This is a genomic window from Pseudemcibacter aquimaris (assembly GCF_028869115.1).
Taxonomy (GTDB): domain Bacteria; phylum Pseudomonadota; class Alphaproteobacteria; order Sphingomonadales; family Emcibacteraceae; genus Pseudemcibacter; species Pseudemcibacter aquimaris.
In genome coordinates this window covers 829,544-855,497 of record NZ_CP079800.1, presented here as the reverse complement: position 1 = coordinate 855,497, position 25,954 = coordinate 829,544, and the positions used below count along the sequence as shown (strand labels likewise).

Here is a 25,954-nt window from a genome sequence, read left to right as displayed (position 1 = left end):
TTCGTAACATTGCTTACTGCAATTTTACTTATTTCTTCTTATTATTATTCTTATTTTTCTTATATTTTTAACTTACGAAGTTTAAAACGATTTGGTTAATAAAATATAAAAATCCTTATTTTACAGTTAGTTCAATATATCACTTAATTTAAAACTTTAGATATAAATTTTGGCATTGCAAGTCTTTTTTTGACCTCACATTTTTCGTCCATAAATTCCAGCTCTATAATACAGACCAAACTCTCTTGTAAAAAGACGAACTAAAATTAACCATAAATGGTTAAAAATTGATTTCGAAGATGGATAAAAATCTATTTATTTTTAATGGCTTGGAAGAGGTGGTGCGCTCGGCCGGACTTGAACCGGCAAGCCCGTGAGGGCGGCAGATTTTAAGTCTGCTGTGTTTACCAATTTCACCACGAGCGCACATTGAAACGTGATTGGTAAATCGATAAGAGGGTATGCCATATTCTTTTAAGGAATGGAACCATCAGTTTTCACTTTTTTTCATTTTTTTTAACAAAAATTATAAAATTCGCAGAAAACTGCCATTTTTATCATTTAAAGTGATTCTAATTGATTCTATGTGATTCTCTTATTCCGGTGCTTCCCCGTCAAAGAATTCAGAACCACGGTCTTTAATCTTTTGGCCTAGCAATTCAATCGCCTTATCAACATCATTTTCAATGGGGGAACGCACAACGAAACTTGCACCATAACTACCCGCTTTATAAAATGGGTAACTGCCGATGGTTAAGTGCTCAAATGTATCTTCGACTTCCGTCAGGATTGCCGCAAAATGACTTTCCCCTTCGAATACATGAATGGATTTTGAAACAACCTTTGACCCACCGGAAACTTTATTTTCAACATCAAGTAACATGCTCTGCATGACGACCGGAATGCCCGCAAGAACAAATACATTGCCAAGCATAAAACCTGGGGCACCGCTAACCGGATTTTTAATCAGTTCCGCACCATCTGGAATCATCGCCATTCTAAGACGCGCTTCGCTTAAATCTTTTGTCCCCAAACTTTCTTCAAGCAATCCTCTTGCCTCATCATGTAAAAGGAGGTCCACACCGAATGCGCGCGCCACATTTTCAGATGTAATGTCATCATGGGTCGGCCCGATACCACCTGTGGTAAAAACATAATCAAACGTATTTCGGCATTCATTAACGGCCACTTGAATACGTTCCGCAATATCAGGGATAACACGAACTTCATCCAGAACAATCCCCATTCCCCCAGCCCATTTTGCCAAATAGTTCAAATTGGCGTCATGGGTTCTTCCTGATAAGATTTCGTCACCGATAATGATGAGTGCTGCTTTTACTTTTTTTACCATTCTTATGTCATCACAATTGAATATCATTGAAAATAGGACTATATCCTAACTTATGAAATTTGAACACGAACTTTTCCATGGAACGTTAATTAAAAGATACAAACGTTTCCTTGCTGATGTAAAACTGGACAGTGGCGAGGTGGTAACCGCCCACTGCGCCAATAGTGGCTCTATGCTTTCCTTAAAAGACGAAGGCAACGAAGTCTGGTTATCCCCCGCAACGAACCCTAAAGCGAAACTTTCTTATAAATGGGAAATCGTTAAAGTGGCTGGTGCCATGGTCGGCATTAACACATCCCATCCAAACAAGCTGGTGGAAGAAGCCATTCTTGACGGAACCATCAAGGAACTTCAGGGATACGAAAATCTACGCCGTGAAATGAAATACGGCGAAAACAGCCGCATCGATATTTTCTTAAGCGGACATAAAGACGGCAAACCGGATTGTTATGTTGAGGTCAAAAGCGTAACCCTAAGCCGCGAAGCAGAACTTGGTGAATTTCCCGATGCCGTCACAAGCCGCGGTACAAAACATCTCAATGAATTAAGCAATATGGTGGATGAAGGTGCACGTAGTGTGATGTTATATCTCGCCCAACGCAGTGACATCAAAACATTCAAAATTGCATCAGACATTGACCCCGCTTATGCAGATGCGTTAAAAATGGCAAAAGAAAATGGTGTTGAGGCATATTGTTATATCAGCAATGTAACACCACAGGGTATTGAAGTGGATCATAGCATCCCGATAATGGATAAAGAATGAGATATATAAAAGCATCAGATGCACCGGTTGAAGCAACCAGCGCGATTAAATTACACGACCCTGCCGATTTTGATGGCATGCGTAAAGCTGGTAATTTAGCCGCGCGTACATTGGACATGATTACGCCACATGTTGTGCCGGGTGTAACGACTGACAAACTTGATAAAATATGCGCCGATTTTGTGGCGGATCACGGCGCCATAAGCGCACCACTAAATTATAACGGTTTCCCAAAATCAATTTGTACATCCATCAACCATGTGGTTTGTCACGGTATTCCGGGACCAAAGAAACTTAAAAAAGGTGATATCATTAACATTGATGTTACCGTGATTGTGGATGGCTGGTACGGCGATACAAGCCGCATGTTTTATGTCGGACCACCAAGCGTAAAGGCAAAACGCCTTGTCGACATCACATATGAATGTCTTATGCGCGGTATTGAACAGGTTAAGCCCGGAAATACAATGGGTGATATCGGTTACGCCATTCAGGAATATGCCCACAGCCAACGTTGCAGCGTGGTTGAGGTCTTTTGTGGCCACGGTCTGGGCCGTATTTTCCATGATAGCCCGAATGTCCTTCATTATGGCCGTAAGGGCGAAGGTGCCGTGATTAAAGAAGGCATGTTCTTTACCATTGAGCCAATGATCAACCTTGGTACCAAGGAAGTAAAGGTTCTATCTGATGACTGGACCGCGGTAACACGTGATAAATCACTATCCGCACAATTTGAACACAGCATGGGGGTGACCGCTGACGGCGTTGAGGTATTCACGCTATCACCAGAGGGACACACAAAACCGCCCTATGTCTGATGATCACCGTCTAGGACATAGAGAAAGACTTAAAGAGCGCTTCCGCAAAGGGGGCGCAAACGCACTTGCTGAATATGAATTACTTGAGCTGGCATTAATGCTGGCGATCCCACGCCGTGATGTTAAGCCACTTGCAAAAACATTGCTCGCTGAATTTGGGAATTACGCCGAAGTAATCAGCGCACCACCAGAACGATTAAAGGAAATTTCCGGTGTTGGTGACAACGTGGTCACCACATTAAAAATTGTCGAGGCCAGCTCACAAAAACTTGCACAAAGTAAAGTACTTGAAAAACCGGTTCTCAGTAACTGGCAGGCCCTTATTAATTATTGCTCATCTGAAATGGCCTATAAGAAAAATGAACAGTTCCGTGTTCTGTTTCTTGACCGTAAAAACCGTTTGATTGCGGACGTTAAAATGCAGGAAGGCACCATTGACCACACTCCGGTATACCCACGTGAAATCATCAAAAAAGCACTGGAACTCGGTTCCACTGCCATCATCCTTGTTCATAACCACCCAAGTGGCGACCCTACCCCAAGCCGTGAAGACATCGAAATGACCAAAAAAATCATGGAAGCCGGCAAACAACTCGGCGTCATACTGCATGACCACCTTATCATTTCCAAAGGCGGCCATAGCAGTTTCAAGTCACTGGATTTGATTTAGGCAGACAGCAAGGTCATCTTTATTAAATCGAATAAGCAATAATTTTCTTGCAAGCCGGTGCAAGTTTGCTTTTTTCAGATTATTCATGCGTTTCTTACCCAACCTTTTATCTAGGACGGCCAAAGATTGTATTAAACAATTTTCTGAATCCAAAGCTTCATCAAGCCCCATTTTGTGAATATATTCCCAACAAGCTAAGTAAAAATTCTGACGCGACATTTCTCCATACTCAACAAATTGATCTTTGTACTTATTAGTTTTCTTGTTATCTAATTTCATTTCACCTCTGCCATATCCCATTGGATATCTATTAAAGAAAGCTCTGGTACAAAAATTTGCAATGACTTTTCCGTCTAATGTCAACCAAGCATGTCCACATGAACAGTTTCCATAAGCAGTGCTGTGAATGGAAATGCGTGACTTAATGTTTTCGGCAAAGTTATCTTCTATTCGTTTCTTAAGTTTCGACCAACGCATAGTTACTCCTTTCCATTATTTTCTCTTAAATTTTATACCCTCATAAGTCCTAACCGCATTACCACGTTCAAGGTTATGATGTTGTCGCCACATGGCTTCTTTGGCATCTTGTCTTTCGGATGACTGACGGTCGGCAAAAATCATAGCAAGCTTGGTGATAGCGAGCTTCCGGTTCATATGCTGTGAACGTTCTTCTCGGGCTACTACAGAAACATTCGTCGGGACATGTGTCGCCCTTACTGCTGAATCCGTCGTATTCACATGTTGCCCACCGGGACCAGTTGCACGCATGGTTTGATATTGGATATCGCGTTCCTGTAGTTCCGGCACCTCGCTAATGGTTGGTGCCTTTGATACAGAAACAAACCAGTTCTTGCGTTTGTGATTTGGCCTAAAGGGACTGTTACCAATCCATCGGATAGTACCAATTCTTTCTTTCGCAAATTCGCGTACCGACTTACCAGAAAGTTTCATCAATAATGATGGGGCAAGCGATGCTGAGGGGTTATCTCCCAACAATATGATCGCCTTGATACCCTCAGCACGGCCTTCTTTGACAAATACCTCCGCAAGCTTGTTCACGACCCACGCACATTCGCGCGGGCCAGAACCTGAAGAAATATGAATATATACGTCCATTATTTCCTCCTTGTCTTGTATGTAATGAGTGGCTTCATGGATGCAATTAGGTCGATCAACCCTGCATTGACCAAGTCAGAAATCACCACCTCGATATCTTTGTAAGCTTCTGTAGCCTCTTCATATATCAAGGCCTTATCTTCGCAGATAACACGACCACCAAACCTGGTTTGTTCAAGATCTGCGACCTTATAACGTTTAACAAGCTTGTCTTTGACTTCACCACGTTTCCATTTACGACCTGCACCGTGTGCAAGTGATTTTAATGCCACATCATCAACTCCCGACTTCGGCATCACCACATAGGTAATCGCACCTCGCGAGCCGGGAATGACAATTGCACCTTTATCAGATGGCGCAGCCCCCTTACGGTGTAGCCAGCCACCATCAACATAGTTCGTTACGCTGTTATGGCAAATATCAAGACAACGTTTACCAGTACCTCCAAGACGATTTAGAAAACGTTTGGCGATCACACGGCGATTTATCTCTGCCCATTTAATGGCATAGTCATGTTCCGTAATATAGGCATCAAAAGCACCGCTATTCTCGCGAAGTCCCTCCGCTTTACAATCAGACACATATTTGTGGTAAATCACCTGTCCAAGACCACGTGAACCACTATGGATAAGAAGCGCGACCGACTTTTCATCAAGCCCGAGCGATTGAAACAAGCCGTTATCAAAGACCTGATCAACGCGTTGAAATTCAGCAAAATGATTTCCACCACCAATGGTTCCAAATGAGTGTGAGGTAAATTCATAGAATTCTTCTTCATCCAGAATATCACTGATGTCACCATCATATGGTTCTTCGAAACCTTTCAGTTTCTTAACAGCCTTATCCAGTTTGAATTTATGAACCGGAATATCCGTTGTCCATAGCCCCATACCACAGCCAATATCATTACCCACAAGATGCGGGTATATGACACCTTCGCTAAGAAATGACGCTCCAATTGGAATACCTTTCCCCGGATGAAGATCAGGTAAACCAACTGCACGCTTGATACCTTTCAGTTTTGCAGTTTCTTCAAGTTGACGGATGGCTTCACCTTCGATCCAGCTATCACAGGATGCGATAATGTTCACACAATTATTACACATAACGCCCCTCCCAAAATAAATGAGAAGACATTACGATACGTCGTTTAATGTTATTAAAATGTTGAGCCGCAACTTGCGCACTCAATTCAGTTAGGTGGTCATAACCACCTTCATAGGAATTGCCCATGTTTTTTCTTCCTGATTAGAAAAATTAATAAGTAGTGTCGAAATGTCTGTGTTTATGTTTTGCATTTGACCCTCCTCTTTTTCTGATAATTACATGTGCAAATTGTTGCGCGGTTATATTGAAATCAATTTTAAATTGCAAGCGGATTATTCAAAAAATATTCAGAACGATAAATCAAAAAGCCCCTGATCATAAAAATCAGAGGCTCTAAAATGGTCGGAATGACTGGATTCGAACCAGCGACCCCTACACCCCCAGTGTAGTGCGCTAACCAGACTGCGCCACATTCCGCTAAATTGGTGGTGGCAATATAACGACAGGCTTAATAGTCTGCAACATTGATTTTTACCCAATATGTTTATAGCATATGGAAAAATAATAATTACAGGATTACAAAATGTTTAAAAAATTAATTGCTATCATATTCGCATTTTCATTTACATCTGCGCAGGCACAAAATCTGGAGGAATTTACCGTTGAAAACATCCACTTCCATATGGGTGTGATTGCCGCTTTTGCCGAGGTTGTTAACCTAGAGGTTAAGCAAGTAGGCCTTAGTGAATTATTCACAGAAGAGGAAGCGACAAAATGGGAACCTGTGGTAAAACACATCGCAGAGCGTAATGGCGTAGAATATTACCGTGAGAATGATTTTCTGGTAACCGATCTTTTCCCGGCATCAAAGACAAATGGTTTAACATTATTTGTGATCTATAAAGATGACACACTTGATAAGTATCTTGCACTTAAAAAACGAAAAGCAGAACTTATCGCAAGCAATAAATATGATGCAGCGGGTCGTCGTGAAATCGCCGTTGGCTTTGGCGAGATCCTTGATTATTCGGATGAGGTTATCGAACGCCTGATTAAATCAAATGGCGCTGGGAATTAGACCAACATTATAACTAATTGTTTTTATTACAATTTGAACTAATCCTTAAGCTAATTTTAAAATAGCTTTAGTAACATCCAAAATCTGAAAATACGAATTTTGAGGATTTTGAGATTAAATGCTAAAGCTATTTGATCATATAACAAATAAAACGATGAATGCTTTTTCCCGTCTTATTGGGGGCAAGGCATATTCACGTTATTCCGATATTGAGAATTTTGAAAAAGTCGTCGCGGCAAGTGATTTATTCGATTCTGGTAAAGTCCATTTAATAAGTCTTCAGCATATTAAAGAAACTCTCGGCCTGGCGTGGTATGGTAAAAGAGAAAAAATTCTATCCACTTTGATGGAAAGAATTAAATATCACACAGATGACGAAGATATATTTTTTTCAAGGTCAGAAACAGAGCATCTCATAATCTTCACATCTAAGACAACTGCCGATGGTCAACAAATTTGCGGTAGCATTCTAAAAGGGATTTCAAAAAAGTTTCTGGGACAATGTTACGATAGAAATGTGATACTTAGAACAGCTATTGGTAAAAGGCATGGTAAGCTTCTTTTTAAAGATGTGGCATATTCCAGCAAGTTAGAAACAAAAGAAAAACCCATTACAAATGAACATGCCTCTGTTCCTAAACTTGAGCCTTTTGTTTCACATATAAAGCCAAAAAAGGAACGCCCGTTTGAGCTGATCTATAAACCGATTTGGGATAAGAAGAACAATGTCATTTCAACATTTATGATCAGTATTCGAAAAAATAAAAAGAATAAATCAGAAAACACAACTTCGTTAATAAGCTATAAGACTTTATCAACGCCATTTTGTTTTGCCTCTATGATTGAACTGGACAAGCTTTTATTGGATGAAGTTGTCGATATGATGCAGGAATTCTTCAACAATAATTTCAGGGCAAAATTTTCAATTCCATTACATTATAAAACGCTTTTTAACTTAACGCGCCTGCATACATTTTTGTTTCATTGTCAAAATATCCCTGAACCGCTTAGAAATTATATCACATTCCAATTGGTTGGATTTCCAGAAGGGTTCCCAGAGGCAAGAATGCATTTAATCATCACCTCACTTAGAAAGTTTTGTAAGGAAGTCGTAATTGAATGCGAAAAAGTACCATCAGAAATTTACTATTATAAAGAATGTGGTTTAGATGGAATTTATCTAAACGCATCACCCAAAGAAAAATTGGCAAAAAATTACGTTGAAAAAGTCAATAAATTAGCCGCTCTTTGCGCGAAAGAGGAAATTGCACTTTCACTAGACGGCGTTGATCATAAAGACGAACTTATTATCATTAAAGAAACTGAATTAGATTATATTTCAGGTAAAATAATAGGAAATTATTCAGAGGCCCCAAATCACATGGCATATGTAAATTGGGATGATCTGGTGAAACATTAAGCTTTTAAAGCTTTTCTGAGTTTATCTCTTGAGACTTGAAGATTATCACGGATTGATACAAGACTGACATCATCACTATTGGCAACAGCGATGCTATCGGTTGTGCTCTCTTCTTCATCAGTTGTACTTTGAGCATACGTCTGATTGATAACGGCTTTTACACCATGTTCACGTAATAATTTTTGCGCACCCTTAATGGTATAACCATCATCGTGCAAAAGCCTTCTGATGGCTTCGATGATTTCTACATCTTCCGGACGGTAATAACGTCTGCCACCGCCACGTTTCATTGGTTTGATTTGGCTAAATTTACTTTCCCAGAACCTTAAAACATGCTGCGGAATGCCGATGCTATCAGCAACTTCGCTGATGGTCCGGAACGCATTTGGTGACTTTGCATGTTTACTAGCTGACATTTAACCCAAGTTCTTTCTGGCTAAACCCATATGATTGAATTTAGCTTTTAGATGAAAAGTTTAGTAATTTAAGAATTACTAACGCGATCTTTTAAAACCTGTGACGGTCTAAATACCAGTACACGTCTTGGTTCAATCGGAACTTCTTCGCCCGTTTTTGGATTGCGGCCAACACGACCACCTTTATCGCGAACGATAAAGCTGCCAAACGATGAAATTTTTACATTATCCCCATTTGTAAGCGTCGATGCGATTTCATCCAAAACCGTTTCAACCAGATCGGAAGATTCATTTCTGGATAGTCCCACTTCCTGATAAACGGCTTCTATCAGATCAGCTCTTGTTACTGTTTTTCCACTCATGTTTCTCGCCTCTTTTGTTTTCCCTAGCCTACTTCAGCAGAATTAATCGGTCAATATCAAAGGGATGCGTAATCTTCCTAAAGGTCTAGTTTACAAGGAAAATTTCAGAAAAATCGGGTTTTTGAGGCTTATTTGGAAAGTTTTACCACCTAAGAAGGCAAGCACCCCATGTGAATCCGCCCCCCATCGCTTCAAGAATCAGCACATCACCACGGGTGATTCGGCCATCTCTTACGGCGATATCGAGCGCTAATGGGATTGAAGCCGCCGATGTATTGGCATGCTTATCTACGGTAACAACAACCTTTTCCGGTGCAATTTTAAGTTTTCTTGCTGTGCCATCAAGGATGCGTTTATTTGCCTGATGCGGAACAATCCAGTCAACATCATCTGATGTCATTTCAGTGTCACCAAGAACCTCACCAACGACGGACGCAAGATTTTTTACAGCGTGACGAAATACTTCCCGCCCTCTCATTCTAAGATGACCAATAGTCCCCGTGGAAGCAACACCGCCATCCACATAAAGCATTTCATTATAACGACCGTCTGAATGGATGCGTGACGCCAAAATACCCTGATCGTCGTTGTTACCTTCGCCCTCTTTGGCAGAAAGAACAACAGCACCAGCACCATCACCGAATAAAACGCAGGTTGTTCTATCTTCCCAATCAAGAAGACGCGAGAAAATTTCTGCACCAATCACAAGCACATTTTGAGCCTGCCCAGCCTTGATAAAATTATCTGCTGTTGTCAGTGCATATACAAATCCCGAACATACCGCCTGTACATCAAATGCTGCACCACGTGTGATACCCAGTTTTCTTTGAACTGTTGTCGCAGTAGATGGAAATGTTTGATCCGCTGATGAGGTTGCCACAACGATTAAATCAATATCATCCGCAGTCATTCCCGCCGCATCAAGTGCATTGTTCGCCGCGTTCACGGCAAGATCAGAAGTCACCTGATCATCAGCAGCGATATGGCGCTGTTTAATGCCAGTTCTTTCGATAATCCATTCGTCGGATGTATCGACCATTTCTTCCATATTTTTATTGGTTAAGATCTTTTCCGGTAGGTATGATCCAGTGCCCGATACAATCGAACGGATGGCGGCCATTACTTTTGTTCCTTAATATTCATCTCAATAACCGTTTCGTTCGTGTCGACATCTTCGGTATTTTCAATCGTACTATTAAAATTCTTAAGATCACGGGTAATTTTACCCGCGAGGTCATTTTCGGCCATATCAACGGCCACCCCAATCGCAGCAGCAAATCCTTTTGCCGATGCACCACCATGACTTTTAATCACAAGGCCATTTAGTCCCATAAATACGGCACCATTATGATTATTAGGGTCGAGATGATTTTTTAATGACATGAGTGATGAACTTGCAAAAGCAGCACCAATTTTTGACATTACAGATTCATTTAATGATCGCTTAAGAAGGTTAGCAATCATTTTTGCGGTTCCCTCAGCAGTCTTTAGCGCGATGTTCCCTGTAAAACCATCCGTCACAACAACATCAACTTCGCCACCGCCAAGGCCATGCCCTTCGGTAAAGCCTTTATAATCCATAGGAAGGTTTGCATTACGCAGCAGCTTATCCGCATTTTGAATAACATCACTGCCTTTTAATTCCTCAACACCGACATTCAAAATAGCAACAGATGGCAACTGAACACCAAGAACGGTTCTCGCGAATGCGGCGCCCATAATTGCAAATTGGGTTAGATTATTCTCATCACATTCCACATTAGCGCCAAGATCAAGCATGACGCTTTCACCGCGTGTTGTCGGAATTAATGACGCAAGCGCAGGTCGGTCAATACCATCCATCGTGCGTAAAATAAATTTTGCCAGTGCCATTTGAGCACCAGTATTCCCCGCAAGTACAGCCGCGCATGCTTTACCATCTTTTACAGCCTGGATGGATTGCCCCATACTTGAATCACGGCCACGACGTAACGCCTGACTTGGTTTTTCATCTGCGGAAATTACCTTATCCGTATGGCTGACTTCACAACAATCTTTCAAGATTGGGAATTTTGTAATAAGCGGGACAACTTTCGTTTCATCACCGTAAATAATGAATTTCAAATTCGGCACACGTTCACGTGCGATTGCTGCGCCCTCGATAACAATATCAGGTGCGTCATCACCGCCCATAGCATCCAATGAAATTACAAGTTCACGCGTCAAAGCATACCCTTAATTTGGTTATTCTGTTTTCTACCAACACTCATTAACTTTGAATCAAGCCTAAAAAGGTCGTTTGTTTAAAATATAGTATTATCTTTTATCTTCAAGTCTTATGTTTAAGGTCTTTTAAAACAGCAAACGGATTTTTCTTTTCTGGTTCTGCAATCACGTCTTCTTCATCCATAATTTCATAACCCAGTTTTTCTTTATCAACGGTGTTTTGTCGGGGATAAGGGTTCATCGCTAAGGAAAGATATTCAGCCACATATTCACCCAGATCAATTTCCGAGCCACTAATAACTTCAATATCCTCATCTTCCAAAGAAAACTCTACTTCTTTTTCTTCTTCCTCTTTTTGTCTGCCTTTATCATCCAGTTCGAAAATTATTGTAAATTCTTCATGAATTGATTCGTTTACATCATCAAGCGTCATTACACATTCCTGAATAACTTCCGCATTCAGAACGACACTCAATTGGAAATCACCAACTTGTTTTTGAGCTCGTTTTTTAATTGTACAGTTTGCTTCAAGCTTTAAAATTCCAGGAATTGAAAAGCGACCCGCCAGTTTTTGCCTCTCTTCTTCGTCTGCTTCAATGTTGATGTCGAAGCCTTTTTTTTCAATTGGTTTTAGATCAACCAATCTCACAAATTCATTTTCAGGTAAATCTTCGCTCATTATTCATCATCCGGCACAAAAAAATTAATCTCACCGCTAAATACTTTTTGTGCATCTTGATTTAAGACATGAGAATATTGCTCAAATACGTATGCCACCATCGCATCAACGGACTTTCCGTCAACATTTCGGTCACGGTAAAGATTTCTTGTTAATGCAGCTGTCATTTCAGCTTTATTATTTGAATTGAGATGCTCTTTATAGGCTTTCATTCGGCCGTAAAATGCTTCTGCCATTGCTTTTACTTTTTTACCCACGCCCATATCACCAACGCCAATTTCACGCATGGTAAGGTCAAGGTTATCAAACATAATTTCTTGCAGGGCCTGCTTCAATTTAAGAACATCTTCCTGATTTTCCGAATTGTTCAATTTTTCAATCACAATTGCCATATGAAGCGCCATAAGATCGAATCTACCGTCCAAACTGTCTTCCACAGAAAATTTCTTATAAAAAACAGGTTCACGAGATTGGGATATGATTTGACCAAATAAATCATGCGCTATGTTATTCAACTTTTTGTTTTTAAATAAAAATCCAAACATTTCGTTCTTTACTTTCACTGAAATAGCCAATCATTCAAAGACATAAAATTACTGCCCTTTAAAATACATATACTAAATGATTGACTAGTGTTATCGCAAATGCCATTTTGTTGCCAAATTTAGGCTGTTAAAGTAAGCAGCTGTGAATTAACATGTAGCAAGCAAAACTGCAAATGATACTAGAGAAAAGGTATAAAAACCGATGAATATTAAGATAGCAAATACGGCAAAAAAATTGACAATTCTATTATTGTCAACAGCTATTCTTGCAAGTTGCTCTGCTATCAAAACCACTCGTGGTTATGTACCGGATCCTAAAATGACAGAAGCCATTCGCGTTGAAGTGGATAATAAGGAATCTGTACTTTCCATGCTGGGCAATCCTACAATGCGCCCAACGTTTGATGATGAAAACTGGTATTATTATTCTAAGAAAACAGAACAATGGGCGTTTTTTAAAGAGCGCGTGACGGAAATGGATATTCTCGCAATTTCATTCGATGATGAAAATTATGTATCAGATATTCGTCGCTATTCTGTAGAAGACAATCAAATCATTGATCCTGTGACGAAGAAAACTGTCACCCACGGTAAAGACATGAATTTCTTTGCTGAACTGTTCGGAAATGTTGGTCGCTTTGGCGGCGGTGCTTCAAACCCAACCGCCGGTAACTAGCAAACTACAAATTCATTGCATCGTTAATGACAACACGCGTTACAATGTTTTTGCCAATTTCCTGATCAATGATTTCTTGTATCTTTGATGATAGTTTATCAAAATCAACAACGCGTGGATTATCTTCGCGTCCCACTGAATTATTGCTGTAATGTCTAAGCAATGCATCTTTGATGATAATCATATTTTTATTCACCAAAGTCATATTCTCTTCACCAATTGTTTCCAGAGAGACACTCATCATGGCGTAATTTAGCACCCTACCATTATGAAATAGAGGTAAACTGAGACGGTCTAACTGCGCATATTGATAGTCTGGACGCTCAATTTCCGGCTCTGGCTCTGCTTCAACGACTTCGGCACCACCATCATTACCAGATTGCATAATGAAATACCCCGCGGCGCCGCCACCCCCGACGATCAAACCTGCCAGCAAGCCAACAATCAACAGCTTCTTACCACCGCCGCCTTCTTCTGTTTTTTCTTCCGGTTTTTCGTCTTCTTTATTTTCTTCTTCGGACATTATTCACCTGTTTTCAAAAATGTTGGAACCCTTGTTTTTCAAGCTCTATTTTATTTCCTATACCATCAAGTAAGATAGCATTATCCCCTTCGATAATTTCTCCAATTTTTACAATGTCATGATATTGGCATTTGGGTAAATTTTGCAATTGTTTTTCATTCTCTTTTGGTACTGTAAACAATAATTCATAATCATCACCACCACTCCATGAAAGGGAATGATACTGCTTATTTTCGTTTAAAATATTTACAAAAGCCGATGATAGTGGGATTTTGTCACAATAAATTATTGCGCCCACACCGGAATGATTACAGATATGTGATATATCACCCATAAGCCCATCTGATATATCTAGTGCTGCCGACGCAACACCCACCAGGTTTTTACCAAGTTTCAATCTTGGAAATGGTTTGTAAAATCGTTTTTTAAAAAATGCATCTTTATCAGTGTTCAAGTTCCCCTGAATAACATCAAGCGCCATTGCTGCATCACCAAGCGCACCTGATACATATATACCGTCGCCTACATTTGCACCTGATCTGGAAAGATACTGCCCTCTCTTCACTTCCCCAATCGCCGTTACAGATACTGATAATGGACCGGGTGTGCTTACAGTATCACCACCCCATAAATCCCATCGAAAAAACTTTTGATTGCTGCTTAGGCCTGTGGCAAATTTTTTAACCCAACTATCAACATCAATCCCAGTTATCGGCAATGAAAGACTTAGTAAATAGCCCACAGGTTCCGCCCCCATGGCAGCAAGGTCAGACAAATTAATCCTTAAGCATCGTTCAGCAATCAATTCCGGATCGTCATTTTCAAAAAAATGAACACCAGCAATGGACGTATCTTTTGTGGTAACGATATCCATGCCCGGATTTGGGCTATAGACAGCAGCATCATTTTTAAGGGCATCAGCGGCCCCTCCCTCTTTAGTCAGGGGCCTTAAATATTTCGAAATAAGATCAAATTCTGATGTGGTCAGCTTATCACCTTTACCCTAACCGCGATTATCCCGTGCTACTTTATCAAGAACACCATTTACAAATGCTGGTGTGCCGTCATCAAAAAATGCCTTTGTCGCATCAATATATTCGTTAATGATCACCTTGGTCGGCACATCAACACGTGCGATAATTTCATATACACCCGCGCGCAGCGCTGCTCTAGCAACGGATTCAATACGTTCCATTGACCAATCATCGCTAAGGTTCGATTTTATTTGTTCATCAATTTCATCAAGACGCTCATGAACACCAATGACCAAATCTGTAAAAAATTTAACGTCTGCTTTTTCCAATGGCGTATCGTCAATAACCTCGTCAATTCGGTGATCGACAAATTCCTTGGCCACAATTCTTGCCGGACTACCACTTGCTTCAATTTGGTATAATGCTTGTAAGGCAGCAAGACGTGCAGAACTTCTTGCGCCGCCTTTTGCTTTTCTATTCTCTGCCATTTTAAGAAACCCCGTATTGTTTCTTAAGTTCAATCATACGAATGGCCGCTTCTGCAACCGCACCGCCCTTGTTCTTATCATCGACAGAACATCTGGCCCATGCTTGGTCACGATCTTCGACAGTCAAAATGCCATTACCGATTGCAAGCCTGTCTTTAATGGTTAATTCCATTAAGCCACGCGCACTTTCACCACATACATAATCATAATGGGTTGTTTCACCGCGGATAACACATCCAAGGGCGATAAAACCGTCATAACCATCATTACCATCAGCAGCAAATCTGATCGCTGCTGGAATTTCCAAAGCACCCGGAACGGAAAGACGGTCATATTCTGCGCCGGCATTTTCAATTGCCTGCACTGCACCTTTTACAAGTTCATCTGCAATATCTTCGTAAAATCTTGCTTCAACAATCAGTAGTTTCATTTACTGGTCCTTCTTATTTACAATCTGAAGATCAAGGTCAGCATCAAATGCCTGATGCGCAACAATATTAAGACCATATCCTTCAATACCGACTACGTTATGTTCACTATCAGAAAGTAAAGTGAATTCTTTAACCCCAAGATCGAGCAAAATTTGCGCACCAATACCATAGTTTTTAATATTCGGTGATTTTTTCGATTTCTTCTGATCTTTCTTGGCAATTTCATCGGTGATATATGTTTTTCTATTTTCACGAAGGAAAACAAGCACACCACATTCTTCTTTACCTAGCTCTTCCATCGCGCGGTTAAACTGACCGGTTTTTGCACCTTTTTGTCCAAGCAAATCTTCAAAAATATTAAAAGAATGCATGCGGACTAATACTTTATCGGCAGTCGTAGGATTACCTTTAACAAGGGCAAAATGTTGAATTCCATCTTCCTTTGAAAGATAAGCACGCATTTTAAATTCACCGCCAAATTCGGAATCAACACTTGTTTCATCAATGCATTCAACAAGATTATCATGACGTCTGCGGTACGCGATCAGATCAGCAATAGTCGCTACTTTCAATTGGTGTTTCTTGGCAAATTCCACAAGGTCAGGAAGACGAGCCATTGTTCCGTCATCATTCATAATCTCACAAATTACGCCAGATGGGATAAGACCTGCAAGACGCGCAACATCGACCGCTGCTTCGGTATGGCCCGCACGGACAAGAACGCCGCCGCGCTTTGCCACAATTGGGAATACATGCCCCGGCGTTACGATATCATCTTTGTTTTTTGTTGGGTCAATTGCCACTGCAATTGTGTGGGCACGGTCCGCAGCTGAAATGCCGGTTGTTACCCCTTCCGAGGCCTCAATAGATGTTGTGAAGGCCGTATGATGACGCGTTCTATTGTTTTGCGACATCATCTGAAGGCCCAATTCTTCGGCTCGTTCAGCAGTTAATGTCAAACAAATCAAGCCACGTCCATGGGTCGCCATAAAGTTAATAGCATCCGGCGTTGCCATTTGTGACGGGATGATTAAATCCCCTTCGTTTTCACGGTCTTCATCATCAACAAGGATGAACATACGACCATTTTTTGCATCTTCTAAAACATCTTCAATAGGGGATAAAAATCTATGTGGCATTATATTCTCTAAACTTAATTTGCAACGTCTCTCATTCTGGCGACATATCTTGCCAGAATATCAATTTCAATATTGACCTTATCCCCAACTGCAACACTGCTAAAGGTCGTTTTTTCTTGTGTATGTGGAATAATATTTATCGAAAATTCTGTATCAGTGTCATTATCAATAACTGAGTTCACGGTAAGGGAAGCACCATTAATAGTAACCGACCCTTTTGCAGCGATATAAGCTTTCAGTGAAGGCGGTAATGTGAAAATAATTTTCTTACTGTCACCTTCCGGCTCAATCGATTTAACATTACCCACTGCATCAACATGCCCGGTTACAATATGACCGCCAAGTTCTTCACCCACTTTTAAAGCGCGTTCAAGATTAACCTTTGATCCAACAGCCCAATCACCAAGTGACGTACATGATAGCGTTTCCGCAGACACATCAACACTGAACCAATCATCCCCCTTACCAACAACAGTAAGGCAGACGCCAGAACAAGCGATGGATGCACCAAATTCAATCGTTGAAGTATCAAATGATGTTTTAATCACCATGCGGGTATCACCGCTTTTTGTGATTTCTGTGATTTCACCGATATCTGTAATAATTCCTGTAAACATTTTTTTACCTAACGTTTAACCATAAATTCCTGCCAGTGATCGGCCCCGGCAACACCATTTTCAATGAGCGATAGATCTAAATACTGATCAATTTCATCTATTGGAATATCGTATAATGCATTTACACCATTTTCGCCAATAGATTCTGCAGATTTAAACCATATTATTCGGTCAACTAAGCCATTTTTCACCAAAGAAGCATTTACTTTAGCGCCCCCTTCAGAAAGTAATCTGGTAATTCCATTTTGCGCAAGCACTCTTAGCACTTCTGAAATATCAGGTTGGTTTTGATCATTTTTCTGTATTTGAAAGATTTTTACGCCCAGCTCTTCCAAAGTAGATATCTTTTCTTGATCATTTGACACCGTCATAACCCAAACTGGAATATCCTGCGCTGATTGCGATAATTTGCTAACCACAGGCAACTTAAGTTCACTGTCCAATATAATTCTAATTGGTGAGTGGCCATTTAATCCAGATAACCTACAATCAAGTGATGGGTCATCCGCTAGAACAGTGTTGATACCAACCATTATGGCATCATGGCTTACACGGTACAGATGTCCACGCGCCCTCGCCTCTTGCCCTGTCACCCAATATTGTTCCCCTTCAACTTTGGCAATTTTCCCGTCACTTGATGTTGCCAGTTTAACCGTGACAAGTGGCTGTTGAACGGTAACTTTCTTAAAGAAACCCTGATTAATTTGGTCAGCTTCCTCCTTCATCAATCCAGTTGAAACATCAACACCTGCCTTTTTAAGAATATCAATTCCCTTACCAGCAACCCGTTCATCAGGATCACCTGTAGCAATGACAACCTTTGCCACGCCGGCTTTTACCATCGCTTCTGCGCACGGTGGTGTCTCACCATAATGCGCACAAGGTTCTAAGGTTACATAAGCAGTCGCACCGCTTGCATCGCCAGCATTTTTAATTGCAATAGTTTCTGCATGTGGGCGTCCGCCATCTGCCGTCCATCCACGGCCAATAATATGCCCACTGCGAACCAAAACACACCCGACAGATGGGTTTGGCGCAACGCGTCCTATTCCACGGCGGGCGAGGTTCAGGGCCAAGCCCATGAAATAATGATCTTGTTGATTAAAATCGGGGTTACTGTTTTTCATGATCAGCTAACTCGCTGACAAAATCTTCGAAATCGCTGGCTTCACGGAAGTTTTTATAAACTGAAGCGAACCGAACATACGCAACCTTATCCAGTTGCTCCAACCCTTCCATAATCAGCTTACCGATGGTTTCGGATGGAATTTCGCTTTCCCCCATGCTTTCAAGTTGGCGTACAATCCCGCTGATCATGCGTTCAACTTGTTCTTCTTCAACAGGGCGTTTACGGATTGCCATTGTTACCGAACGTTCTAACTTATCACGTTCAAACGGTACCTTTTTACCCGAAGTTTTAAGCACCGTTAATTCACGAAGCTGGACGCGTTCAAATGTTGTGAAGCGCGCCCCGCAACCGTTACAGGAACGGCGGCGCCTGATCGCAGAATTATCCTCTGTCGGACGACTGTCCTTTACTTGAGTATCTTCGTTCGCGCAAAATGGGCACCGCATTTTTCTGTCCTTTTATTGACTAGTAAATCGGGAAACGTGCACAAAGTTCTTTAACTTTTTCACGCACGCTTGCTTCCACTTGACTATTATCTTCAAGGTTTTGCTGAAGGCCGTCAAGGATTTCAAGAATAAAATCACCAACCAATTCAAATTCCGCTTCTTTAAATCCGCGTGTTGTGCCTGCTGGCGTACCAACGCGAATACCAGAAGTTACCATTGGTTTTTCAGGGTCAAACGGAACACCGTTTTTGTTACATGTAATATTCGCACGACCAAGTGAATTATCAGCATCACGACCAGTAAGACCTTTTGGACGCAGGTCAACAAGTGCCAAATGCGTATCTGTTCCATTAGAAACGATGTCACAACCACCCTCTTTTAGTCTGTTTGCAAGGGCGCGGGCATTTGCCTTAACCTGTTTTGCATACTCTTTAAATTCAGGTTTTAATGCTTCACCAAAGGCAACAGCTTTTGCAGCGATCACATGCATCAATGGACCGCCTTGAAGACCCGGGAATACAGCGCTATTGAATTTCTTACCAAGATCCAGATCATTTGTCAGGATCATGCCACCACGTGGGCCACGTAATGTTTTATGTGTTGTTGTTGTCACAACATGGGCCTGCTCAAGCGGGCTTGGGTGTTCACCACCAGCAACAAGACCAGCAAAGTGAGCCATATCAACAAGAAGATAAGCACCAACGCTATCCGCGATTTCACGCATACGGCCAAAATCAATTTCACGTGGGTATGCAGAACCACCTGCAATAATCACACGTGGTTTATGTTCGTTAGCAAGGCTTTCGATTTGATCAAAATCCATAAGATGGTCATCTTTGCGAACACCATATTGAACAGCATTAAACCATTTACCGGACTGCGCAGGCGGCGCACCATGTGTTAAGTGACCACCAGCATCAAGTGACATACCAAGAATAGTGTCACCCGGTTTTGTTAATGCAAGCATAACCGCACCATTTGCCTGTGCGCCAGAATGCGGCTGAACATTTGCAAATTCACAATTAAACAGTTTTTTTGCACGTTCAATAGCAAGGCTTTCTGCAATATCAACATATTCACAACCACCATAATAGCGACGACCAGGATAACCTTCCGCATATTTGTTGGTCATAATTGATCCCTGCGCTTCAAGCACAGCGCGGCTTACGATATTTTCAGAAGCAATCAATTCAATATGTTCTTGTTGGCGGCCCATTTCCAGATCAATTGATTCCAGAAGTGCAGCATCTGTTTCGCTTAAGGGTGCGTTAAAAAATGTTTCCAAATTTGATGACATTGGTAAAACCTTTAAAATTAAAAAATAGATTAAGACATTTTATCAATACGGCGTTGATGGCGATCGCCTTCAAATTCCGTATTAAAAAATACATTCAAACAGTCTTTCGCTGTTTCAATACCAGTTGTTCGTCCCCCTAGCACAAGAACATTCGCATTGTTATGTTCACGCGTTAATCTTGCCGTTAGCGCATCATGAACGAGCGCTGCCCTAATATGTTTATGGCGATTTGCAGCAATACTAATACCAATCCCCGTACCACAAATTAAAACACCACGGTCCGCGGTGCCATCTTTCAATGCATCCGCAAGTTTATTGGCATAATCAGGATAATCAACAGACGAATTGTCATGACAGCCCAGGTCGGCAACCTCGTACCCCATATTTTCAAGTTCTGATTTAAGGATTTCCTTATAATCGAAACCGCCGTGGTCGCTGGCGATGGCAATAACTTCATTCGTCATAGAGCTTACTCTCCAAGTTAATTTGAAGCATATAATTGATTCATGGCTTCATAACATATGTGACTTTTTTATGAAACAGAAAAGGTTCTAAATTTTAAGTATTATTTCGCCCTACTTATCGCAGGAATTTACCCCCTTATCGCAAATGTCATTTTCACTCTTCAACTTATGTTATCTAATATAGTCGGGCAAAAAGGGACGATCAGGCGATGTTTAAAAATTATTTTAAAACGGCAGTTCAAAATATACTGAACAACAAACTTTATTCTTTAATAAATATTGGTGGATTGGCCATAGGCTTGGCCGCCGTGATGTTAATTTCATTATTCGTTATTGATGAATTAAGTTACGATAAATGGATACCTGAGTCTGAAAATATATTTAGACTTGAATCAACAATTACCCTACCAGGTCAAAAAGCGGAAAACTATGCAGGAACACCTGGAAAATGGTATGAGAGCCTACAAACTTATTTCTCATCAGAATTAGAGGCAATTACACGTGTATATCGCCGTGGTTATGATTTCAGGTTTGGTGAAAGCGTCTCTAGAGAGACAGTTGCATTCGTAGATTATGATTTTTTTGATGTCTTCGACCTGCCCATTATTGCTGGCGATCCATCACAAGTATTTCAGGATAATGCATCCATCATCATCAACGAAGAAAAAGCAGCCAAATATTTCCCTGACAAAAACCCAATTGGCGAAACAATGATTTTAGGGGGCGGTAAAAGCTATAAAATCGTTGCCATGTTTAAGAATCTTCCTGAAAATACCCACCTCGATTTCGAGATGATCACATGGTTTGATACCGCACAATTTATCAATGAACCCTATATCGCGGAAAGTTGGGTTTCCCATAATGTCTACCAATATTTGAAATTAAATACCGCAGAACAAGCAACCCAAGTTGAAAACAAATTTCCAAATTTCCTCGACACCCAACTTGATATCAGCAAATTGAATATGGGCACCATTACCGCGTCAGATGTTATTGACATTAAACTTATGCCCCTTGAAGACATCCACCTTCATTCACAAGCGCAAATGCAGTTCAAACCAACAGGTGATATCAATGTGGTTTATAATTTTTCCTCAATCGCGCTACTTGTTCTTGCTATTGCCTGTATAAATTTCATGAATTTATCCACATCACGTTCTTTCACACGCGCAAAAGAAGTAGCCGTCCGAAAAGTATGCGGTGCAAGTAAAAAACAGGTAGCAAGCCAGTTTTTAATGGAAGCCATCCTCATTACAATTATTGCAAGCCTGATCGCCTTTATATTGGTAGAGCTTGCCTTGCCGATATTTAGTGATGTGATTGAAAAAGTGCTTTCGCTTAACATCATCAATGACCCATTTATGTTGTTTCTTATTTGTGCATTAATAGTATTTGTAGGCTTCGGCGCTGGTGCTTATCCATCGCTTTATCTTTCATCCTTTAGACCCGCAGAAATATTAAAAGGTAAAAAAGAAGAAAATTCAAATTCTGGCCTACTTCGGGCATCAATGGTCACTATGCAATTTGCTATCGCAATCGGTCTTATTTTGATGACGGCAGTGATGTATTTTCAAGTGGATCTCGCCCAAAACAAAGTTCTCGGATTTGAAAAAGACGATAAATATATGCTCTTTAGCAATTTGGAAGAGGATTCCGAAGCAGCACTAGACACCATCAGGTCCGAATTTATGAAAATGCCACAAATCACCGATATTACGGTTGCCGATCGCAACTTGCCACTATCTGGTGACAATGCAGGCAGAATTCAATTGTTGGGACGGGAAACAAGCGATGTTTATTTCATCGACCGACTTACTGGCGATTATAACTTTTTATCTTTTTATAATGCAGAACTTTTAGCAGGAAGATTATTTTCACCAAATTTTCAATCTGACTTGGTAACACCCATTGATAACGAGGAAAATGGATATAAAAGAGGTGTGATTATTAACCAAAACGCCCTTGAATATATGGGTTTTGATAGTGCAGAAGATGCCATTGGCAACACAATGGTTGTAACAGAAATAAATAGCGACGACAGAACGCTATCAACTATTGTCGGTGTGGTAAAAGATACAAACTTTGCTTCACTACATTCCCCTATCAGACCAATGATTTTTCAATTAGGCATCGAAAACCTGTGGGCCGTAAGCCTTCAATACGACAGAGCATACCGTGCTAACTTAGCAGAAAGCTTACATGAAAAATGGGCAGAAATTTCACAGTCCAATAACAAACCATCCGGCTTTTATCTTGATGACCAATATAATTTTCATTATCAGGCAGATGAAGAACGCATGATGACATTCGCATTCTTTTCAAGTTTCGCAATCTTTGTTGCCTGCCTTGGACTTTACGGCCTTGCATGCTTTGAAGCAGAACAACGCACCAAAGAAATCGGTATCCGCAAGGTTATGGGTGCAAAGGTCAAGGATATAGTCAAAATGATGATATGGCGTTTTTCAAAACCTGTATTACTGGCGAACATAATCGCATGGCCAATTGGCTGGTATTTCATGAACGACTGGCTTACCACTTTTGAATATAGAATTGAATTATCCGGGCATTTCTATCTTTTCGCTGTTGCAGGAATGATTACCCTTATCATTGCATGGTTAACGGTTGGCATTCATGCATTTCGTGTTGCGCGTGCAAATCCGATTAAAGCCCTTCGTTACGAATAAACATAAAAGTGACAAAAATATTTTAGTCCTCTATTCTATTTAAAAAGAGAACGGGAGACAAAATGAAGGTCATCACTGAAAAACCAAATCATATCGCCAATGAGGAATTTAACATTGGTAATCATAATTGGGATGACCCGGAAAGTTTGGCGATTTCGCAAACATCAATGCATAATTTATTTAGAACCATTGCCATTGAACGCGGGACAATTACTTATCCCTTATCGTATTCAACCAATCAGTTAAATATAAATAATGCCGAATTAATTGACCCTCTAAGAAAAAATCAAACGATCACAGGTGAACAATTTTTAAACCGCAGACTTTATAATGATGCATTACTCGTGATGCATAAAGGTCAGGTTATTCATGAATCTTACCGCAATGGAATGACGGAAAACGATAGGCATGTTCTACATTCATGTACAAAGTCCATAAATGCGATGCTTATTTTCATTGCAATGGACGAAGGATTATTAAAAAGAAATGACTTGATATCCAAATATATCGAACCGTTCAATAATCGTGCCGAATGGGACAGTGTCACTATCCAGTATGTACTCGATATGCAAGCCGGTATTGAATATAGCGAGGATTATACAGACCCAAATGCCCATTATTGGCATTATGCAAGAGCAGCAGGATATTACCCGCCATTAGAAGGCGAAGAAGCTATTGGTGCAAAAGCATGGATGCTAGAAAATTTAAACACCCGCATTCACACGCCGGGGGCAGCCTTTGTTTATAATTCATGTCTTTCAAACGTATTGGGTATGGTTCTTGAAAGTATTTACCAGAAAAACTTGGGTTTAATCCTTGAAGAGAAATTATATTCAAAAATTGGTGCGGAACATGATGGCTTCATGAATACAGACCCGCAGGGCTTTCCTATCATTGAAGGACAATTTAATCTGCATCTAAGAGATTTTGCAAGATTAGCTTTCCCCATAATTTCAAAAGGGAAGAACATAAATGGCGAACAAATCATTAATCCGGATTTCATCGATCAATTATTTACCCCCGATGAAAAAGCAAAAAATATATACCAAGCCGAAACAATAGATAATATATTTCCAAGCGGCCAATATCATGATCAATTCTGGATCGTTGAACCGGAACAAAAGCAATTCACTATGCTTGGCATTCACGGTCAATTTGCATGGTTTGATATTGATAAAGACCTTATGGCCGTTGGTTTCGGATCTTACCCAAAACAAGATAGCGACCTGATGATGACTTGCCTTAAGACATTATGGCGATATTTATCAGATACATATAGTGAATAAACGATTTCATCATTTCTGACATGCTGGAACATGCGGCGCTCTGAAATATATATATCCACATATTAAAATCGCATACCCCGCAAGCATCAGCCAACCTGTATTACCGATGAAGTCCCAAGAGGAATATATGCCGTATCCGTAAATCACCACAGACGCGAGCGGAAATACTTTCGTTGCCCAAAGCGGCAATTTAAACGGTGCATTTGCATAGGCTTCTGGCTTCCTGCTAGCCAAGTTATAAAGTGCAAAAACAGGGAATAACCCAAAAATTGCGCCAACAGCATTGCCAAGTATTGCAACATATTCAAGACTAAGCCCAGTTAGAATTGGTGTAATCCCGACAATAAAAAACAATGTCAGATAAATATATGGCGTTCCAAACCTATTTTTTGTCGCAAGTTTTGAAGGAAGCCATCCATCTTCGGTTGCCATATATAGACCGCGCGTACACCATGCGAAAATAGCGTTAAGCGACGTAACTAGTGACACCATTATACCACCGCCAATAAAGGCATAATAAACGGCTGGCGAGAACACCACTTTCGCCGTTGCAGCAAGATTTTCACCGATCACTTGCTCAAGCGGCAAAACACCCGTCGCAACAATAGCGATACAAATATACAGCACGACCACAAGCAATAATGATAAACCCATAACAAGAGGGATCAATTTACCAGGATTTTCCATTTCACCACCAAATTCAGATACAAATTCTGATCCGATTAAGCTAAGGCGTAAAAGAAATGCTGCAGCAAAAAAGCCGCCGAAGCCATTCGGAAGTACTTTACTCATATCACCATAATGACTGTAATCTTCTATGTGTGCAAAGCCAGATAAAATATAGAAAACAAGGGAACCAACCAGCACCAACACCATAATACTTTGAAAACGAGCGGCTGTTTTAATCCCCATCAGGTTAGCAAGATAACAAAGCACCATGATAATTGCCGCGGTCATGGTCAAATTAATATCAGGAAATAGAGCTTCGGCGTATTCCGCAAATCCAATGGCGAAACTAGCAAGGATCACCTGTCCGGCTATCAGTAAAGAAAGATATAAAAAAGATGTTCTTGCTCCAAGCATATCACGAACATATGTATAATTCCCCCCTGTACTTGGAACTGCTGATCCAAGGGCCGCAATACAAATGGTCGGCATTGCAACTATCAAAAGAGCCAGAATAAAAGCCCACGGCGCGCCATAACCGGTCATGCTTATACTGATACCGGTTAGAACCACTACACCTGTGCCAATAATCTGACCAAGTGAGATGCTCATTAAATCCCAAAACCCCAATAGCTTTTTATTTTCCGCGCTCATTTTATTT

General features: G+C 40.7%; 28 protein-coding genes, 2 tRNA genes and 1 pseudogene. 8 read left to right on the top strand and 23 right to left on the bottom strand.

The window, feature by feature from the left end; genetic code table 11:
- Positions 1-339 precede the first annotated feature (339 nt).
- Together KW060_RS04130 and KW060_RS04125 are read right to left on the bottom strand one after the other, a co-directional pair.
- A tRNA-Leu gene (locus KW060_RS04130) sits at positions 340-426 on the bottom strand.
- A 169-nt stretch (positions 427-595) separates the two neighbouring features.
- Positions 596-1,351: a competence/damage-inducible protein A gene (locus tag KW060_RS04125; protein WP_249035105.1), complete on the bottom strand. Its 756-nt coding sequence runs from the start codon at positions 1,349-1,351 to the stop codon at positions 596-598.
- Positions 1,352-1,403: 52 nt separating this feature from the next.
- Between KW060_RS04125 and sfsA the strand changes: the two genes are divergently transcribed.
- From sfsA to radC, 3 genes are read left to right on the top strand one after another with little or no spacing between them, the layout of a single operon-like run.
- On the top strand, positions 1,404-2,117 hold the full coding sequence (gene sfsA / locus KW060_RS04120; RefSeq protein WP_249035104.1) for a DNA/RNA nuclease SfsA: 714 nt from the start codon (positions 1,404-1,406) through the stop codon (positions 2,115-2,117).
- Positions 2,114-2,935, top strand: a complete 822-nt coding sequence (gene map / locus KW060_RS04115; protein ID WP_249035103.1) for a type I methionyl aminopeptidase — start codon at positions 2,114-2,116, stop codon at positions 2,933-2,935. The genes sfsA and map overlap by 4 nt, the downstream gene beginning before the upstream one ends.
- A complete protein-coding gene (radC, locus tag KW060_RS04110) occupies positions 2,928-3,605 on the top strand; it encodes a RadC family protein (protein ID WP_249035102.1) in 678 nt (225 codons plus the stop codon). Before map ends, radC begins: the two co-directional genes overlap by 8 nt.
- Here radC and KW060_RS04105 read toward each other — a convergent pair.
- The 4 genes from KW060_RS04105 to KW060_RS04090 all read right to left on the bottom strand — a co-directional run bounded on the left by KW060_RS04105 (position 3,588) and on the right by KW060_RS04090 (position 6,245).
- Positions 3,588-4,082: an SF0329 family protein gene (locus KW060_RS04105; RefSeq protein WP_249035101.1), complete on the bottom strand. Its 495-nt coding sequence runs from the start codon at positions 4,080-4,082 to the stop codon at positions 3,588-3,590. The genes radC and KW060_RS04105 overlap by 18 nt on opposite strands.
- Before the next feature lie 15 nt (positions 4,083-4,097).
- Positions 4,098-4,721, bottom strand: a complete 624-nt coding sequence (gene prfH, locus KW060_RS04100; protein WP_249035100.1) for a peptide chain release factor H — start codon at positions 4,719-4,721, stop codon at positions 4,098-4,100.
- Positions 4,721-5,827, bottom strand: coding sequence for an RNA ligase RtcB family protein (locus tag KW060_RS04095; protein WP_249035099.1), 1,107 nt, complete (start codon positions 5,825-5,827; stop codon positions 4,721-4,723). The genes prfH and KW060_RS04095 overlap by 1 nt, the downstream gene beginning before the upstream one ends.
- Before the next feature lie 340 nt (positions 5,828-6,167).
- Positions 6,168-6,245: transfer RNA gene (locus KW060_RS04090), tRNA-Pro, on the bottom strand.
- A 106-nt stretch (positions 6,246-6,351) separates the two neighbouring features.
- Here KW060_RS04090 and KW060_RS04085 point away from each other — a divergent pair.
- Both KW060_RS04085 and KW060_RS04080 read left to right on the top strand, forming a co-directional pair.
- Positions 6,352-6,846 carry a hypothetical protein gene (locus KW060_RS04085; RefSeq protein ID WP_249035098.1) on the top strand — a complete coding sequence of 165 codons (495 nt, stop codon included), beginning with the start codon at positions 6,352-6,354 and terminating at the stop codon, positions 6,844-6,846.
- 118 nt (positions 6,847-6,964) lie between these two features.
- Positions 6,965-8,266 (top strand): hypothetical protein, encoded by a 1,302-nt coding sequence (locus KW060_RS04080; RefSeq protein ID WP_249035097.1) that lies wholly within the window; start codon positions 6,965-6,967, stop codon positions 8,264-8,266.
- Between the two features lie 166 nt (positions 8,267-8,432).
- Here KW060_RS04080 and KW060_RS15880 read toward each other — a convergent pair.
- The 6 genes and pseudogenes from KW060_RS15880 to KW060_RS04050 form a co-directional block, all read right to left on the bottom strand.
- Positions 8,433-8,682, bottom strand: a pseudogene (locus KW060_RS15880) (MerR family transcriptional regulator); the annotation flags it as partial.
- A gap of 68 nt (positions 8,683-8,750) precedes the next feature.
- On the bottom strand, positions 8,751-9,044 hold the full coding sequence (locus tag KW060_RS04070; RefSeq protein ID WP_249035095.1) for an integration host factor subunit alpha: 294 nt from the start codon (positions 9,042-9,044) through the stop codon (positions 8,751-8,753).
- A 142-nt stretch (positions 9,045-9,186) separates the two neighbouring features.
- Entirely contained in the window at positions 9,187-10,164 is a 978-nt protein-coding gene (locus KW060_RS04065) for a beta-ketoacyl-ACP synthase III (RefSeq protein ID WP_249035094.1), read from the bottom strand.
- Entirely contained in the window at positions 10,164-11,249 is a 1,086-nt protein-coding gene (gene plsX, locus KW060_RS04060; protein ID WP_249035093.1) for a phosphate acyltransferase PlsX, read from the bottom strand. Before plsX ends, KW060_RS04065 begins: the two co-directional genes overlap by 1 nt.
- Before the next feature lie 103 nt (positions 11,250-11,352).
- Positions 11,353-11,928 carry a YceD family protein gene (locus KW060_RS04055; RefSeq protein WP_249035092.1) on the bottom strand — a complete coding sequence of 192 codons (576 nt, stop codon included), beginning with the start codon at positions 11,926-11,928 and terminating at the stop codon, positions 11,353-11,355.
- Positions 11,928-12,473 (bottom strand): ubiquinol-cytochrome C chaperone family protein, encoded by a 546-nt coding sequence (locus KW060_RS04050; protein ID WP_274757341.1) that lies wholly within the window; start codon positions 12,471-12,473, stop codon positions 11,928-11,930. Before KW060_RS04050 ends, KW060_RS04055 begins: the two co-directional genes overlap by 1 nt.
- A 202-nt stretch (positions 12,474-12,675) precedes the next feature.
- Here KW060_RS04050 and KW060_RS04045 point away from each other — a divergent pair, with 202 nt between their 5' ends.
- Positions 12,676-13,149: an outer membrane protein assembly factor BamE gene (locus KW060_RS04045; protein ID WP_249035090.1), complete on the top strand. Its 474-nt coding sequence runs from the start codon at positions 12,676-12,678 to the stop codon at positions 13,147-13,149.
- A gap of 4 nt (positions 13,150-13,153) precedes the next feature.
- On the opposite strand, the gene KW060_RS04040 is transcribed toward KW060_RS04045, so the two are convergent.
- The 10 genes from KW060_RS04040 to rpiB are packed head-to-tail and all read right to left on the bottom strand — an operon-like array spanning position 13,154 to position 20,657.
- A complete protein-coding gene (locus KW060_RS04040) occupies positions 13,154-13,672 on the bottom strand; it encodes a flagellar basal body-associated FliL family protein (RefSeq protein ID WP_249035089.1) in 519 nt (172 codons plus the stop codon).
- A 13-nt stretch (positions 13,673-13,685) separates the two neighbouring features.
- On the bottom strand, positions 13,686-14,636 hold the full coding sequence (thiL, locus tag KW060_RS04035) for a thiamine-phosphate kinase (RefSeq protein WP_274757340.1): 951 nt from the start codon (positions 14,634-14,636) through the stop codon (positions 13,686-13,688).
- Between the two features lie 39 nt (positions 14,637-14,675).
- The gene (gene nusB, locus KW060_RS04030; RefSeq protein ID WP_249035088.1) at positions 14,676-15,134 is read right to left on the bottom strand and encodes a transcription antitermination factor NusB; all 459 of its coding nucleotides are present in this window, start codon (positions 15,132-15,134) and stop codon (positions 14,676-14,678) included.
- Between the two features lies 1 nt (position 15,135).
- Positions 15,136-15,564 carry a 6,7-dimethyl-8-ribityllumazine synthase gene (locus KW060_RS04025; RefSeq protein ID WP_249035087.1) on the bottom strand — a complete coding sequence of 143 codons (429 nt, stop codon included), beginning with the start codon at positions 15,562-15,564 and terminating at the stop codon, positions 15,136-15,138.
- Positions 15,565-16,704, bottom strand: a complete 1,140-nt coding sequence (gene ribB / locus KW060_RS04020; protein ID WP_249035086.1) for a 3,4-dihydroxy-2-butanone-4-phosphate synthase — start codon at positions 16,702-16,704, stop codon at positions 15,565-15,567.
- A 14-nt stretch (positions 16,705-16,718) separates the two neighbouring features.
- Entirely contained in the window at positions 16,719-17,321 is a 603-nt protein-coding gene (locus KW060_RS04015; RefSeq protein ID WP_249035085.1) for a riboflavin synthase, read from the bottom strand.
- 8 nt (positions 17,322-17,329) lie between these two features.
- Positions 17,330-18,448, bottom strand: coding sequence for a bifunctional diaminohydroxyphosphoribosylaminopyrimidine deaminase/5-amino-6-(5-phosphoribosylamino)uracil reductase RibD (gene ribD / locus KW060_RS04010; RefSeq protein WP_249035084.1), 1,119 nt, complete (start codon positions 18,446-18,448; stop codon positions 17,330-17,332).
- Positions 18,435-18,896, bottom strand: a complete 462-nt coding sequence (nrdR, locus tag KW060_RS04005; RefSeq protein ID WP_249035083.1) for a transcriptional regulator NrdR — start codon at positions 18,894-18,896, stop codon at positions 18,435-18,437. The genes ribD and nrdR overlap by 14 nt, the downstream gene beginning before the upstream one ends.
- Positions 18,897-18,915: 19 nt before the next feature.
- Positions 18,916-20,193 (bottom strand): serine hydroxymethyltransferase, encoded by a 1,278-nt coding sequence (glyA, locus tag KW060_RS04000; RefSeq protein WP_274757317.1) that lies wholly within the window; start codon positions 20,191-20,193, stop codon positions 18,916-18,918.
- A 29-nt stretch (positions 20,194-20,222) separates the two neighbouring features.
- Positions 20,223-20,657, bottom strand: coding sequence for a ribose 5-phosphate isomerase B (gene rpiB / locus KW060_RS03995; protein WP_249035082.1), 435 nt, complete (start codon positions 20,655-20,657; stop codon positions 20,223-20,225).
- A gap of 209 nt (positions 20,658-20,866) precedes the next feature.
- Between rpiB and KW060_RS03990 the strand changes: the two genes are divergently transcribed.
- Both KW060_RS03990 and KW060_RS03985 read left to right on the top strand, forming a co-directional pair.
- On the top strand, positions 20,867-23,341 hold the full coding sequence (locus tag KW060_RS03990) for an ABC transporter permease (RefSeq protein ID WP_249035081.1): 2,475 nt from the start codon (positions 20,867-20,869) through the stop codon (positions 23,339-23,341).
- Between the two features lie 62 nt (positions 23,342-23,403).
- Entirely contained in the window at positions 23,404-24,627 is a 1,224-nt protein-coding gene (locus KW060_RS03985; RefSeq protein ID WP_249035080.1) for a serine hydrolase domain-containing protein, read from the top strand.
- Positions 24,628-24,636: 9 nt separating this feature from the next.
- On the opposite strand, the gene KW060_RS03980 is transcribed toward KW060_RS03985, so the two are convergent.
- Complete coding sequence (locus KW060_RS03980; RefSeq protein ID WP_249035079.1) at positions 24,637-25,947, bottom strand: APC family permease; 1,311 nt, start codon at positions 25,945-25,947, stop codon at positions 24,637-24,639.
- Positions 25,948-25,954: the final 7 nt, after the last annotated feature.

Coding starts and splice junctions, on each gene's coding strand:
- KW060_RS03990 (WP_249035081.1), top strand. CDS start 20,867: ATGTTTAAAAATTATTTTAAAACGGCAGTTCAAAATATACTGAACAAC.
- KW060_RS04095 (WP_249035099.1), bottom strand. CDS start 5,827: ATGTGTAATAATTGTGTGAACATTATCGCATCCTGTGATAGCTGGATC.
- KW060_RS03985 (WP_249035080.1), top strand. CDS start 23,404: ATGAAGGTCATCACTGAAAAACCAAATCATATCGCCAATGAGGAATTT.
- ribD (WP_249035084.1), bottom strand. CDS start 18,448: ATGAAAAACAGTAACCCCGATTTTAATCAACAAGATCATTATTTCATG.
- KW060_RS04025 (WP_249035087.1), bottom strand. CDS start 15,564: ATGAAACTACTGATTGTTGAAGCAAGATTTTACGAAGATATTGCAGAT.
- KW060_RS04080 (WP_249035097.1), top strand. CDS start 6,965: ATGCTAAAGCTATTTGATCATATAACAAATAAAACGATGAATGCTTTT.
- KW060_RS04050 (WP_274757341.1), bottom strand. CDS start 12,473: ATGTTTGGATTTTTATTTAAAAACAAAAAGTTGAATAACATAGCGCAT.
- map (WP_249035103.1), top strand. CDS start 2,114: ATGAGATATATAAAAGCATCAGATGCACCGGTTGAAGCAACCAGCGCG.
- KW060_RS04105 (WP_249035101.1), bottom strand. CDS start 4,082: ATGCGTTGGTCGAAACTTAAGAAACGAATAGAAGATAACTTTGCCGAA.
- KW060_RS04125 (WP_249035105.1), bottom strand. CDS start 1,351: ATGGTAAAAAAAGTAAAAGCAGCACTCATCATTATCGGTGACGAAATC.
- prfH (WP_249035100.1), bottom strand. CDS start 4,721: ATGGACGTATATATTCATATTTCTTCAGGTTCTGGCCCGCGCGAATGT.
- KW060_RS04040 (WP_249035089.1), bottom strand. CDS start 13,672: ATGTCCGAAGAAGAAAATAAAGAAGACGAAAAACCGGAAGAAAAAACA.
- ribB (WP_249035086.1), bottom strand. CDS start 16,704: ATGCCACATAGATTTTTATCCCCTATTGAAGATGTTTTAGAAGATGCA.
- KW060_RS04085 (WP_249035098.1), top strand. CDS start 6,352: ATGTTTAAAAAATTAATTGCTATCATATTCGCATTTTCATTTACATCT.
- sfsA (WP_249035104.1), top strand. CDS start 1,404: ATGAAATTTGAACACGAACTTTTCCATGGAACGTTAATTAAAAGATAC.
- nusB (WP_249035088.1), bottom strand. CDS start 15,134: ATGGCAGAGAATAGAAAAGCAAAAGGCGGCGCAAGAAGTTCTGCACGT.
- KW060_RS04065 (WP_249035094.1), bottom strand. CDS start 10,164: ATGGCCGCCATCCGTTCGATTGTATCGGGCACTGGATCATACCTACCG.
- KW060_RS04070 (WP_249035095.1), bottom strand. CDS start 9,044: ATGAGTGGAAAAACAGTAACAAGAGCTGATCTGATAGAAGCCGTTTAT.
- radC (WP_249035102.1), top strand. CDS start 2,928: ATGTCTGATGATCACCGTCTAGGACATAGAGAAAGACTTAAAGAGCGC.
- KW060_RS04015 (WP_249035085.1), bottom strand. CDS start 17,321: ATGTTTACAGGAATTATTACAGATATCGGTGAAATCACAGAAATCACA.
- nrdR (WP_249035083.1), bottom strand. CDS start 18,896: ATGCGGTGCCCATTTTGCGCGAACGAAGATACTCAAGTAAAGGACAGT.
- KW060_RS04045 (WP_249035090.1), top strand. CDS start 12,676: ATGAATATTAAGATAGCAAATACGGCAAAAAAATTGACAATTCTATTA.
- KW060_RS03980 (WP_249035079.1), bottom strand. CDS start 25,947: ATGAGCGCGGAAAATAAAAAGCTATTGGGGTTTTGGGATTTAATGAGC.
- rpiB (WP_249035082.1), bottom strand. CDS start 20,657: ATGACGAATGAAGTTATTGCCATCGCCAGCGACCACGGCGGTTTCGAT.
- glyA (WP_274757317.1), bottom strand. CDS start 20,193: ATGTCATCAAATTTGGAAACATTTTTTAACGCACCCTTAAGCGAAACA.
- KW060_RS04055 (WP_249035092.1), bottom strand. CDS start 11,928: ATGAGCGAAGATTTACCTGAAAATGAATTTGTGAGATTGGTTGATCTA.